The following is a 12584-nucleotide window of genomic DNA, read 5'->3' on the forward strand; positions in this document are numbered from 1 at the left end:
CAAGCGAACCTTACAGGGCAGCGATGGCGCTGTTCAGGGTCTGGCTTGGGCGCATCACCTTGGCGGTCAGCTCGGCATCCGGGGCGTAGTAGCCGCCGATGTCGGCTGGCTTGCCCTGAACGGCGTTGAGCTCGGCGACGATGGTCGCTTCGTTCTCGGCCAGGGTTTTTGCCAGTGGTGCGAAGCGTGCCTGCAGGGCAGCGTCGTCCGTCTGAGCGGCCAGGGCCTCGGCCCAGTACAGGGTCAGGTAGAAGTGGCTGCCGCGGTTGTCGATACCGCCGACTTTGCGCGACGGCGACTTGTTGGTGTCGAGGAACTTGCCGGTAGCCTGGTCCAGGGTGTTGGCCAGAACCTTGGCGCGCGGGTTGTCGTAGGTGTTGCCCAGGTGCTCCAGGGAAGCGGCCAGGGCCAGGAATTCACCCAGCGAATCCCAACGCAGGAAGTTCTCTTCAACCAGCTGCTGCACGTGCTTCGGAGCCGAACCGCCGGCGCCGGTTTCGAACAGGCCACCGCCGCTCATCAGCGGTACGATCGACAGCATCTTGGCGCTGGTGCCCAGCTCCATGATCGGGAACAGGTCGGTCAGGTAGTCACGCAGCACGTTGCCGGTCACCGAGATGGTGTCCTTGCCTTCGCGGATGCGGGCCAGGGAGAACTTGATGGCGTCGACCGGTGCCAGGATGCGGATGTCCAGGCCGGTGGTGTCGTGATCTTTCAGGTACTTCTGCACCTTCTCGATCATGACGCCGTCGTGGGCGCGAGCCGGGTCCAGCCAGAACACCGCCGGGGTGTTGCTCAGGCGGGCACGGTTGACGGCCAGCTTGACCCAGTCCTGGATCGGCGCGTCTTTGGTCTGGCACATACGGAAGATGTCACCGGCTTCGACGTTCTGCTCCAGCACCACGTTGCCCTTGCCATCGACTACACGAACCACGCCGTCAGCCTTGACCTGGAAGGTCTTGTCGTGGGAGCCATACTCTTCGGCCTTTTGCGCCATCAGGCCAACGTTCGGCACGCTGCCCATGGTGGTCGGGTCGAAGGCACCGTTGACCTTGCAGTCTTCGATGGTGGCCTGGTAGATGCCGGCGTAGCAGCGGTCCGGGATCACGGCCTTGGCGTCTTGCAGTTCGCCTGCGGTGTTCCACATCTTGCCCGAGTCACGGATCATGGCCGGCATCGAGGCGTCGACGATCACGTCGCTCGGCACGTGCAGGTTGGTGATGCCTTTGTCGGAGTTGACCATGGCCAGGGCCGGGCGCTCGGCGTACAGGGCCTGGATGTCGGCTTCGATCTCGGCCTGCTTGTCAGCTGGCAGGTCCTTGATGCGGGCGTACAGGTCGCCGATACCGTTGTTGGCGTTGAAGCCTACTTCGGCCAGGGCAGCGGCGTGCTTGGTCAGCACGTCGTTGTAGAACTCTTCGACGATGACGCCGAACATGATCGGGTCGGAGACCTTCATCATGGTGGCTTTCAGGTGCACCGACAGCAGCACGCCGGCGGCCTTGGCATCGGCGATCTGCTCGGCGATGAAGGCTTTCAGGGCCTTGCGGCTCAGGGTGGCGCAGTCGATGACTTCAGCGGCTTTGACGGCGGTTTTTTCTTTCAGCACGGTGGTGCTGCCGTCTTTGCCGACCAGCTCGATGCGCAGGCTGTCGTCAGCTTCGATCAGCGCGGCTTTTTCGCTGCCGTAGAAGTCGCCTTGAGTCATGTGGGCAACGTGCGACTTGGAGTCGGCGGCCCAGGCACCCATCTTGTGTGGGTGCTTGCGGGCGTAGTTCTTGACCGACAGCGGCGCGCGGCGGTCGGAGTTGCCTTCGCGCAGCACCGGGTTCACGGCGGAACCCTTGATGCGGTCGTAGCGGGCACGGGATTCTTTTTCTTCCGCGGTGGCCGGCTCGTCGGCGTAGTCAGGGATGTTGAAGCCCTTGCCTTGCAGTTCCTTGATCGCGGCTTTGAGCTGCGGTACCGAGGCGCTGATGTTCGGCAGCTTGATGATGTTGGCTTCAGGGGTGGTAGCCAGCTGGCCCAGTTCCGCCAGGTGATCGCCTACTTGCTTCTCTGCGCCCAGTTGCTCCGGGAAGGCGGCAAGGATACGGCCAGCCAGGGAGATGTCGCGAGTTTCGACAGCGATGTCAGCCGAAGCGGTGAACGCTTCGATGATCGGCAGCAGCGAGTAAGTGGCGAGGGCGGGGGCTTCGTCGGTGAAGGTATAGATGATCTTGGAACGGGTGGGCATGCGGGTTAACTCTCTGTGTGCTGAGCGTGCTCGAGTCTCGTGGTGCGCAGGGTAGGCGCATCGCCCTGGCAGCGCCATGAGCGGAAAGTCGAGAGGCTGCGAGCGGTGATGGTGGATGCATCAGTCGAGCGTCAAGTGCTGAGCTGCGGTAACAACCCAGGCTTTATGGCCATTCATGGCCTAGGGCGGTCCGCATTTTCCTGGGATTCGCCCCGATGACCCTTCGGTCGCGGCGGAGTATACCAAACCATTCGGGCTAATCAGCAAGGCCAAGTGATATCGGCCCATTTATAAGACCAAAGACTAAGCGGCAATGCGGCGGGTTGTCGCATGCCTTGCAGGTCGGCAGATGTGGTTTAGGCTCAGTGGATCGCACGATGTCCAAACCACACCCGACAGCGGAGTAGTGCAAGCATGGGATACCAGAAAATCAAGGTTCCGACCGACGGCAGCAAGATCACCGTCAATGCAGATCATTCGCTCAACGTGCCTGATCATCCGATCATTCCTTACATTGAAGGCGACGGGATCGGCGTCGATGTTTCGCCGGTAATGATCAAGGTGGTCGATGCCGCCGTGGAGAAGGCCTACGGCGGCAAGCGCAAGATCGCCTGGATGGAGGTATACGCTGGCGAGAAAGCCACCCAAAAGTATGACCAGGATACTTGGTTGCCGCAGGAAACCCTCGATGCCGTGCGTGATTACGTGGTGTCGATCAAGGGCCCGCTGACCACCCCGGTCGGTGGCGGCATCCGCTCGCTCAACGTGGCCCTGCGCCAACAACTGGACCTGTATGTATGCCTGCGGCCGGTGCTGTGGTTCCAGGGTGTACCGAGCCCGGTGAAAAAGCCGGGCGACGTCGACATGGTGATCTTCCGCGAGAACTCCGAAGACATCTATGCCGGCATCGAGTGGAAGGCCGGGTCGCCCGAGGCGAACAAGGTGATCAAGTTTCTCAAGGAGGAAATGGGGGTCACCAAGATCCGCTTCGACCAGGATTGCGGCATTGGCATCAAGCCGGTGTCTAAGGAGGGTACCAAGCGTCTGGTGCGCAAGGCCCTGCAATACGTGGTGGATAACGACCGCGAATCGCTGACCCTGGTGCACAAGGGCAACATCATGAAGTTCACCGAGGGCGCGTTCAAGGACTGGGGGTACGAGGTGGCGCGTGACGAGTTCGGCGCTGAACTGCTCGATGGTGGCCCATGGATGAAATTCAAGAACCCCAAGACCGGTCGCGAGGTCATCGTCAAGGACGCCATTGCCGACGCCATGCTGCAGCAGATCCTGCTACGCCCGGCCGAATACGACGTGATCGCCACCCTCAACCTCAACGGTGACTACCTGTCCGATGCCCTGGCGGCGGAAGTGGGCGGTATCGGCATTGCCCCGGGCGCCAACCTGTCCGACACCGTGGCCATGTTCGAGGCCACTCACGGCACGGCGCCCAAGTATGCCGGGCAGGACAAGGTCAACCCGGGCTCGGTGATCCTCTCGGCAGAGATGATGCTGCGCCACATGGGTTGGACCGAGGCCGCCGACCTGATCATCAAAGGCACCAATGGTGCCATTGCGGCCAAGACCGTGACCTACGATTTCGAGCGGTTGATGGAAGGCGCCAAGCTGGTAAGCAGCTCAGGCTTTGGCGATGAAATGATCAAACACATGTAAGGCAACAGAAAACCGGCCGCCTCCTGTAAAGAAGCGGCCGGTTTTTTCGTCTATCGGCACAGCGCAGGCAGTCAGGCTTTTGCAGTTTCGCTTTGCGGCTCACCCAGGGGTCTGGCAGCCTCTGCCGCGGCGGCCGCAGCATCTTTGATTTCAACGGCGTGCAAGCCTTTGGGGCCCTGGACGATGTCGAATACCACGGCCTGGCCAGCCTTCAGGGTCTTGTATCCGTCCATTCGGATGGCGGAATAATGGGCGAACAGGTCATCGGATTTACCTTCCTCATTGATGAATCCATAGCCCTTGGCATTGTTGAACCACTTGACTTTACCGCTTGCCATCCCTATGTCCCTCTGCAAAGGACTCCATCACTGGAGTATCATCCACTTCATCCGCATACGAACCTTGCGAAAAATCTGGTTGACTGCGCGGATCTTTATCGACCACGGTGGGTTCTTATTGGTTGTAACACCGTTTTGCCGATAGTCAAGGTCACGCGGCGCCTGCGCCGGCGGTGGCCTGTGCAGTCAACCCGCAACCTTAACCTGACGCTCATGATGAAATTCTTTCCATGCATGCACCTAGTGAGATTCGACTAACATTCAATCAGGATCGCCCGCAATCGAATGAGGACGACGGCTCAGGTCTTGCAGTTCAGGAAGCCAAGCCGATCCTGCAGGCGCCACCGATGTACAAGGTGGTTTTGTTCAACGATGACTACACACCAATGGATTTCGTCGTCGAAGTGCTCGAGACGTTCTTCAGTCTGAACCGCGAGCTGGCGACCAAGATCATGCTGACCGTCCATACCGAGGGGCGGGCAGTGTGCGGATTGTTTACCCGTGACATCGCCGAAACAAAGGCCATGCAGGTCAACCAATACGCCAGGGAAAGCCAGCATCCGCTACTCTGTGAAATCGAGAAGGACGGTTAATCGCCGACCACTTGGGTATGAGGTGAAGCTATGTTAAACCGCGAGCTCGAAGTCACCCTCAATCTTGCCTTCAAGGAGGCTCGTTCGAAGCGTCATGAGTTCATGACCGTCGAGCATCTGCTGCTGGCACTCCTTGACAATGAGGCTGCCGCGACCGTTCTGCGCGCCTGTGGCGCCAATCTCGACAAGCTCAAGCATGACCTGCAAGAGTTCATCGACTCCACCACGCCGTTGATCCCTGTCAACGACGAAGACCGTGAAACCCAGCCAACCCTGGGCTTCCAGCGCGTGCTGCAGCGTGCCGTGTTCCACGTGCAAAGCTCTGGCAAGCGCGAAGTGACCGGCGCCAACGTGCTGGTGGCGATCTTCAGCGAACAGGAAAGCCAGGCCGTGTTCCTGCTCAAGCAGCAGAGCGTGGCCCGTATCGACGTGGTCAACTACATCGCCCATGGCATCTCCAAGGTGCCAGGGCATGGTGCGCAGTCTGAAAGCGAGCAGGACATGCAGGACGAAGAGGGCGGCGAAACCTCCTCTTCGAGTAACCCGCTGGACGCCTACGCCAGCAACTTGAACGAGCTGGCCCGTGCCGGCCGTATCGACCCGCTGGTAGGTCGTGAGCAGGAAGTGGAACGCGTGGCGCAAATCCTGGCCCGTCGGCGCAAGAACAACCCGCTGCTGGTGGGTGAGGCTGGCGTGGGTAAGACGGCCATCGCCGAAGGCCTGGCCAAGCGCATCGTCGATGGTCAGGTGCCTGACCTGCTGGCACAGAGCGTGGTCTACTCACTCGATCTGGGTGCCTTGCTGGCCGGTACCAAATACCGTGGTGACTTCGAGAAGCGCTTCAAGGCGCTGCTCGGTGAGCTGCGCAAGCGTCCGCAGGCCATCCTGTTCATCGACGAAATTCACACCATCATCGGCGCCGGTGCGGCGTCGGGCGGGGTGATGGATGCCTCCAACCTGCTCAAGCCGCTGCTATCGTCGGGTGAAATCCGTTGCATCGGTTCGACCACGTTCCAGGAGTTTCGCGGCATCTTCGAGAAGGACCGTGCCCTGGCGCGGCGCTTCCAGAAGGTGGATGTCAGCGAGCCATCGGTCGAAGACACCGTGGGCATTCTGCGCGGCCTGAAAGGGCGTTTCGAAAGCCACCACAACATCGAGTACAGCGACGAAGCCCTGCGCGCCGCCGCCGAACTGGCTTCACGCTACATCAACGACCGGCACATGCCTGACAAGGCCATTGATGTGATCGACGAGGCTGGGGCCTACCAGCGCCTGCAGCCAGAGGCCAATCGCGTCAAGCGCATTGATGTGCCGCAAGTGGAGGACATCGTCGCCAAGATTGCGCGAATTCCGCCGAAGCACGTCACCAGTTCCGACAAGGAGCTGCTGCGTAACCTTGAGCGCGACCTGAAACTGACCGTGTTTGGCCAGGACCAGGCAATCGACTCGCTGGCCACCGCGATCAAGCTGTCCCGTGCCGGCCTCAAGTCGCCAGACAAGCCGGTGGGTTCGTTCCTGTTCGCCGGCCCTACCGGCGTCGGCAAGACCGAAGCGGCGCGGCAACTGGCCAAGGCGCTGGGTGTGGAGTTGGTGCGTTTCGACATGTCTGAGTACATGGAGCGTCACACCGTGTCGCGTTTGATTGGTGCGCCGCCGGGTTATGTTGGTTTTGACCAGGGTGGCTTGTTGACCGAGGCGATCACCAAACAGCCGCACTGCGTATTGTTGCTCGATGAAATCGAGAAGGCCCACCCGGAAGTCTTCAATCTGCTGCTGCAGGTGATGGACCACGGTACCTTGACCGACAACAACGGGCGCAAGGCCGACTTCCGTAACGTGATCCTGATCATGACCACCAACGCCGGTGCAGAAACCGCGGCGCGGGCGTCGATCGGCTTCACTCATCAGGACCACGCGTCCGATGCCATGGAAGTGATCCGCAAGAGCTTCACGCCAGAGTTCCGCAACCGTCTGGATACCATCATCCAGTTTGGCCGCCTGAGCACGGAGACGATCAAAAGCATCGTCGACAAGTTCCTTATCGAATTGCAGGCGCAACTGGAAGACAAGCGTGTGCTGCTGGAAGTCAGCGATGAAGCGCGCGGTTGGCTGGCGGTTTCGGGCTATGACGTGCAGATGGGCGCGCGGCCAATGGCGCGGCTGATCCAGGACAAGATCAAGCGGCCGCTGGCCGAGGAGATCCTGTTTGGCGAGCTGGCCGAGCATGGTGGCGTGGTGCATGTCGACCTGCGCGATGGCGAACTGGTGTTCGACTTCGAAACCACCGCTGAGGTCGCGTGATGTGCAGGGGCTGCCTTGCAGCCCCTGCAGTTTCAAAAGGCACAAAAAAGCCCGGCACCTGGCCGGGCTTTTTCATGGCTTGAGTTTAGCGCGCACGGTAGGTGATGCGGCCCTTGCTCAGGTCGTACGGCGTCAGCTCGACGCGGACCTTGTCGCCAGTGAGAATACGGATGTAGTTCTTGCGCATCTTTCCGGAGATGTGCGCGGTTACGACGTGCCCGTTTTCCAACTCCACGCGGAACATGGTGTTGGGCAGGGTGTCGACGACAGTACCTTCCATTTCGAAGCTGTCTTCTTTCGACATGCAGTTGAGCCCTCGGATCCAGTGTTAGCCCGACGCATATCCGCACCGGGCAAAAAAGTGGCGTGGATTATGCCGGAAAACTGCGTGTCAAGCCAATGCTTTCAGTTGAGGGTGACCCAGCGCTGGTTTATCAGCAGCTCGATAGGTCGGTACTGCGTCTTGTAGTTCATCTTCTTGCAGTTCTTGATCCAGTAGCCCAGGTAAACCGCCTCCAGGTTCTGGCGCAGCGCTTCGGTGATCTGCCAGAGAATGGCGAAACGGCCGAGGCTGCGGCGCTCCTCGTCCGGCTCGTAGAAGGTGTACACCGCTGACAGGCCATTGGGCAGCAGGTCGCACACTGCCACCGCCATCAACCGGCCTTCCAGGCGAAATTCGTAGAACCAGCAGAACGGCAGGTCGCGTACCAGGAAGGTGGAAAACTGATCGCGGCTGGGCGGGTACATGTCGCCATCGGCGTGGCGCGTTTCGATATAGCGCCGGTACAGCTCGAAGTACTCTTCCTTGAACGCCGGGCGCGCTGCGGTTACGGTCAGGTCGGCGTTACGTTTGAGTATGCGACGCTGCTGGCGGTTGGGGATGAAACGCGCCGCCGGGATGCGCGCCGGCACGCAGGCGTTGCAGTTCTGGCAGTGTGGGCGGTACAGGTGGTCGCCACTGCGGCGAAAGCCCATTTCCGACAAATCGGCGTACACGTGCACGTCCATCGGCTGGCTGGGGTCGAGGAACAGCGTGGTCGCCTGCTCCTCCGGCAGGTAGCTGCAGGAGTGGGGCTGAGTGGCATAGAACTTCAACCGCGCCAACTCTGTCATGATCAACCCCTTCGGTGAGACTTTGTTTTAAGTGTAAGCCAGCTACGGGAACTCGCCTAGGCAACCCATGAAGCACTGTTGGGTTGGTCAAGGTGGCGTGCCAGGTAGCTGGCGAACTCGGCACGGCTGATGGCGTGGGCGCCCAGGCTGTGCAGGTGGTTGGTCGGCATCTGGCAGTCGATAAGCACGAAGCCGGCGTCTCGCAGGTGGTTGACCAAGGTCACGAAGCCGACCTTGGAGGCGTTGTCGGCGCGGCTGAACATCGATTCGCCAAAGAACAGCTGGCCCATGGCGAGGCCGTACAGGCCCCCGACCAGTTCGCCGTCCTGGCGAACTTCGACCGAATGGGCGATGCCGCGGCGGTGCAGCTCGCAGTAGGCGTTGCGCATGGTGTCGGTGATCCAGGTGCCGTCAGCGTAGTCGCGAGGCGCGGCGCAGGCGGCGATCACGGCCGGGAAGTCGGTGTCGAAGCTGACCTGGTAGCGGCCTTGGCGCATCAGCTTGGCCAGCGAGCGTGACACATGCAACTGGTCAGGCAACAACACCGTGCGCGGGTCGGGTGACCACCACAGGATCGGTTGGCCGTCCTGGTACCACGGGAAGCAGCCATGGCGATACGCCTGCATCAGGCGCTCGGGGCTCAGGTCACCGCCTGCGGCCAGTAGGCCGTTGGGGTCGTGCAGCGCCTTTTCCAGGGGCGGGAAGGTCAGCGAGTCGCGGGTCAGCCAGGTGAGCATGGTCTATCGTGCGGTGGGGGAGGGGAGAGGGCAGCATGGCTTGGGTCAAAAGCGGGGTCAATCTCTTTGGGTGCCTCAAAGCCAGCGCGGTAACCTGCACAAGCTACCCCCTACAGGGAGGTGAGGCCGTTTTGCGGCAATTCAGGGCAATTTCCTACACATTCATCAAACCGCAGGCACCATCCGCTACATTTGCTGTCACACCTGTGCAAAAACACAGCATAAGCCTTTGTCACAAAAGAAAATGCATGCTCAAATTGCAGCTATATGAATTCGCCCCCGGCCAAACCCCCATACGGCGTGCCGCCATGGCGGCTGGCGGGCAGTAATGTTAAAAGTAGTGGTTCGTTGGTCGCGCAGCGGCCGATCACTATTGGACGCGCACCACGCGCAGGAATAGACGCGTTTTGAAGAAATCCACCGCAACTCCAGCTCCATTGCCTGTGCCACTGTGGCGGCAGCAGCTGCATTATCGCCTCAAGGAAGGTGCGTTGATCGCTGTCGGCGCGCTGTGCCTGTACCTGTGGATGGCGCTGCTGACCTACGATACGTCGGACCCGGGCTTCAGCCACACCAGCAACGTCGACCAGGTGCAGAATGCGGCCGGGCGTGCCGGTGCCTACTTCGCCGACATCCTGTTCATGGTGCTGGGTTACTTCGCCTATATTTTCCCGCTGCTGTTGGCGGTCAAGACCTTGCAGATTTTCCGCGAACGCCACCAGCCGTGGGATTGGAGCGGCTGGCTGTTCTCCTGGCGGCTGATTGGCCTGGTGTTCCTGGTGCTGTCGGGGGCAGCGCTGGCGCATATCCACTTCCACCCGCCCGCCAGCCTGCCGTTCTCCGCCGGTGGTGCACTGGGCGAAAGCCTGGGCGACCTGGCGCGCAACCTGCTGAACGTGCAGGGCAGCACGCTGATGTTCATTGCCCTGTTCCTGTTCGGCCTGACCGTCTTCACCGACCTGTCGTGGTTCAAGGTGATGGACCTGACCGGCAAGATCACCCTCGACCTGTTCGAACTGGTGCAAGGGGCTGCCACCCGCTGGTGGGAAGCGCGCAACGAACGCAAGCGCCTTGAGGCACAGCTGCGCGAGGACGAACCGGTGTTCAAGGCCGCGCCGATGGCTGCCGAGAAGCGCGAGCCGGCCAAACCGTCACTGCGCGAGCGCATCCTCAAGCGTGAAGAGCCACCCGCTCAGCCGGTCGAGCCACGTGAGCCAACCCTTGCACGCGAACCGATTGTGCCGCCACGTGAAACGGCGCCTGAGGCATTGGCGCCGCGTGAAACCGTGGTGCCCCGCCAGCAGCACGCAGCGCCCACCATTGTGCCGCCGTCAGCCGCCAAGGCGCCGGAGCCGAGCAAGCGGGCGATGAAGGAAAAGCAGGCGCCGCTGTTCGTCGACAGCGCCGTGGAAGGCACCTTGCCCTCGATTTCCATCCTCGACCCGGCCGAACAGAAAAAGATCGAGTATTCGCCAGAATCCCTGGCCGGCGTCGGCCAGTTGCTGGAAATCAAGCTCAAGGAATTCGGTGTGGAAGTGGCGGTGGATTCGATCCACCCCGGCCCGGTGATTACCCGTTACGAAATCCAGCCGGCCGCCGGCGTGAAGGTCAGCCGCATCGCCAACCTGGCCAAGGACCTGGCGCGTTCGCTGGCCGTGACCAGTGTGCGAGTGGTCGAGGTCATCCCTGGCAAGACCACGGTGGGTATCGAGATACCCAACGAAAACCGCCAGATGGTGCGCTTCTCCGAAGTGCTGGCCACGCCGCAGTACGACGAGCAGAAATCGCCCGTCACGCTGGCGCTGGGCCACGACATTGGCGGCAAGCCGGTGATCACCGACCTGGCCAAGATGCCGCACCTGTTGGTGGCCGGTACTACCGGCTCCGGTAAGTCGGTGGGTGTGAACGCGATGATTTTGTCGATCCTGTTCAAGTCCAGCCCGGAAGACGCGCGGCTGATCATGATCGACCCGAAAATGCTTGAACTGTCGATCTACGAAGGCATCCCGCACCTGCTGTGCCCGGTGGTCACCGACATGAAGGACGCCGCCAACGCCCTGCGCTGGAGCGTGGCCGAAATGGAGCGGCGCTACAAACTGATGGCGGCCATGGGCGTGCGTAACCTGGCCGGTTTCAACCGCAAGATCAAGGACGCCCAGGAAGCGGGCGAAATCATCCATGACCCGCTGTATCGCCGTGAGAGCATGGACGATGAGCCGCCTGCGCTGAAAACCCTGCCGACCATCGTGGTGGTGGTGGACGAATTCGCCGACATGATGATGATTGTCGGCAAGAAGGTCGAAGAGCTGATCGCCCGTATCGCGCAGAAGGCACGGGCGGCCGGTATTCACCTGATCCTCGCCACCCAGCGCCCGTCGGTGGACGTGATCACCGGCCTGATCAAGGCCAACATCCCGACCCGTATGGCGTTCCAGGTGTCGAGCAAGATCGACTCGCGTACCATCATCGACCAGGGCGGTGCCGAACAGCTGCTGGGCCATGGCGACATGCTGTACATGCCGCCGGGCACCAGCCTGCCGATCCGGGTGCACGGCGCATTCGTGTCCGACGACGAAGTGCACCGCACGGTCGAGGCGTGGAAGCTGCGTGGCGCCCCGGACTACAACGACGACATCCTCAACGGCGTCGAAGAAGCCGGTAGCGGCTTTGACGGCGGCGGCGGCGGTGGCGAGGGTGACGATGCCGAAACCGACGCCCTGTATGATGAGGCGGTGCAATTCGTGCTTGAGAGCCGTCGCGCCTCCATTTCTGCCGTGCAACGCAAGCTGAAGATCGGCTACAACCGTGCCGCGCGCATGATCGAGTCGATGGAGATGGCCGGCGTTGTCACCCCGATGAACAGCAACGGCTCGCGGGAAGTGATAGCCCCGGGCGGCCCGCGCGACTGATGAACACCCTGCCGGGCGCCAACGGTGGCGCCCGGCCTTTTCAACGCTCAATGAGGATTCCCATGCGCGCGATTCGCATGCTGTTGGTTTCTGCCCTTACCCTGGGCTCGGTTACTGCTTATGCCGGTGAGCAAGACGTACAACGCCTGACCCAGTTGCTGGAAAAGTCGCAGACCATCGAGGCCAACTTCTCCCAGCTGACCCTGGGCGCCGATGGCACCAGCCTGCAGGAAACCTCGGGCAAGATGACGGTCAAGCGCCCGGGCCTGTTCTACTGGCACACCGATGCACCGCAGGAGCAGGTGGTGGTGTCGGACGGCAAGAACGTCACCCTGTGGGACCCGGACCTGGAACAGGCCACCATCAAGAAGCTCGACGTGCGCCTGAACCAGACCCCGGCGCTGCTGCTGTCGGGTGATGTGTCGAAGATCAGCCAAAGCTTCGACATCGCCTCGAAGGAGCAGGGTGAAGTGATGGACTTCACCCTCAAGCCAAAGACCAAGGACACCCTGTTCGACTCGCTGCGCGTGTCGTTCCGCAAAGGCCTGATCAATGACATGCAGCTGATCGACAGCGTCGGCCAGCGCACCAATATCCTGTTCAATGGCGTCAAGGCCAACCAGGCGGTGCCGGACAGCAAGTTCAAGTTCGACATCCCCAAGGGCGCGGACGTGATCAAGGAGTAA

10 protein-coding genes are annotated in these 12584 nt (G+C 61.2%); 5 read left to right on the forward strand and 5 right to left on the reverse strand.

The features are described 5' to 3' along the window. Positions 1 to 10: 10 nt before the first annotated feature. A complete protein-coding gene (locus tag LMH93_RS09210) occupies positions 11 to 2236 on the reverse strand; it encodes an NADP-dependent isocitrate dehydrogenase (RefSeq protein ID WP_098091028.1) in 2226 nt (741 codons plus the stop codon). Positions 2237 to 2650: 414 nt separating this feature from the next. Between LMH93_RS09210 and icd the strand changes: the two genes are divergently transcribed. Further along, a complete protein-coding gene (gene icd, locus LMH93_RS09215; RefSeq protein ID WP_014859314.1) occupies positions 2651 to 3907 on the forward strand; it encodes an NADP-dependent isocitrate dehydrogenase in 1257 nt (418 codons plus the stop codon). Positions 3908 to 3978: 71 nt separating this feature from the next. Here the strand turns inward: icd and cspD are convergent, their stop codons facing one another. After that, positions 3979 to 4245, reverse strand: coding sequence for a cold shock domain-containing protein CspD (cspD, locus tag LMH93_RS09220; protein ID WP_003251222.1), 267 nt, complete (start codon positions 4243 to 4245; stop codon positions 3979 to 3981). A 230-nt stretch (positions 4246 to 4475) separates the two neighbouring features. Here cspD and clpS point away from each other — a divergent pair, with 230 nt between their 5' ends. Continuing rightward, entirely contained in the window at positions 4476 to 4838 is a 363-nt protein-coding gene (gene clpS / locus LMH93_RS09225) for an ATP-dependent Clp protease adapter ClpS (RefSeq protein WP_003251220.1), read from the forward strand. A 30-nt stretch (positions 4839 to 4868) separates the two neighbouring features. After that, positions 4869 to 7139, forward strand: a complete 2271-nt coding sequence (gene clpA, locus LMH93_RS09230) for an ATP-dependent Clp protease ATP-binding subunit ClpA (protein ID WP_003251217.1) — start codon at positions 4869 to 4871, stop codon at positions 7137 to 7139. 85 nt (positions 7140 to 7224) lie between these two features. Here the strand turns inward: clpA and infA are convergent, their stop codons facing one another. From infA to aat, 3 genes are all read right to left on the reverse strand, one after another. Continuing rightward, positions 7225 to 7443, reverse strand: coding sequence for a translation initiation factor IF-1 (gene infA / locus LMH93_RS09235; protein WP_002553999.1), 219 nt, complete (start codon positions 7441 to 7443; stop codon positions 7225 to 7227). 101 nt (positions 7444 to 7544) lie between these two features. Next, a complete protein-coding gene (locus tag LMH93_RS09240) occupies positions 7545 to 8252 on the reverse strand; it encodes an arginyltransferase (protein ID WP_003251215.1) in 708 nt (235 codons plus the stop codon). A gap of 56 nt (positions 8253 to 8308) precedes the next feature. Next, a complete protein-coding gene (aat, locus tag LMH93_RS09245; protein ID WP_230065029.1) occupies positions 8309 to 8989 on the reverse strand; it encodes a leucyl/phenylalanyl-tRNA--protein transferase in 681 nt (226 codons plus the stop codon). Positions 8990 to 9396: 407 nt separating this feature from the next. On the opposite strand from aat, the gene LMH93_RS09250 reads away from it, so the two are divergent. Both LMH93_RS09250 and lolA read left to right on the forward strand, forming a co-directional pair. Beyond that, a complete protein-coding gene (locus LMH93_RS09250) occupies positions 9397 to 11898 on the forward strand; it encodes a DNA translocase FtsK (protein WP_185279568.1) in 2502 nt (833 codons plus the stop codon). Between the two features lie 62 nt (positions 11899 to 11960). Next, positions 11961 to 12584 (forward strand): outer membrane lipoprotein chaperone LolA, encoded by a 624-nt coding sequence (lolA, locus tag LMH93_RS09255; protein WP_003251209.1) that lies wholly within the window; start codon positions 11961 to 11963, stop codon positions 12582 to 12584.

The sequence above is a fragment of the Pseudomonas sp. CIP-10 genome, from assembly GCF_020911845.1.
In the GTDB taxonomy this organism is placed as follows: Bacteria; Pseudomonadota; Gammaproteobacteria; order Pseudomonadales; family Pseudomonadaceae; genus Aquipseudomonas; species Aquipseudomonas alloputida.

Excerpts from the sequence above, each read along its gene's own strand:
- LMH93_RS09210 (WP_098091028.1), bottom strand. The coding sequence starts at position 2,236 with ATGCCCACCCGTTCCAAGATCATCTATACCTTCACCGACGAAGCCCCC.
- icd (WP_014859314.1), top strand. The coding sequence starts at position 2,651 with ATGGGATACCAGAAAATCAAGGTTCCGACCGACGGCAGCAAGATCACC.
- cspD (WP_003251222.1), bottom strand. The coding sequence starts at position 4,245 with ATGGCAAGCGGTAAAGTCAAGTGGTTCAACAATGCCAAGGGCTATGGA.
- clpS (WP_003251220.1), top strand. The coding sequence starts at position 4,476 with ATGCATGCACCTAGTGAGATTCGACTAACATTCAATCAGGATCGCCCG.
- clpA (WP_003251217.1), top strand. The coding sequence starts at position 4,869 with ATGTTAAACCGCGAGCTCGAAGTCACCCTCAATCTTGCCTTCAAGGAG.
- infA (WP_002553999.1), bottom strand. The coding sequence starts at position 7,443 with ATGTCGAAAGAAGACAGCTTCGAAATGGAAGGTACTGTCGTCGACACC.
- LMH93_RS09240 (WP_003251215.1), bottom strand. The coding sequence starts at position 8,252 with ATGACAGAGTTGGCGCGGTTGAAGTTCTATGCCACTCAGCCCCACTCC.
- aat (WP_230065029.1), bottom strand. The coding sequence starts at position 8,989 with ATGCTCACCTGGCTGACCCGCGACTCGCTGACCTTCCCGCCCCTGGAA.
- lolA (WP_003251209.1), top strand. The coding sequence starts at position 11,961 with ATGCGCGCGATTCGCATGCTGTTGGTTTCTGCCCTTACCCTGGGCTCG.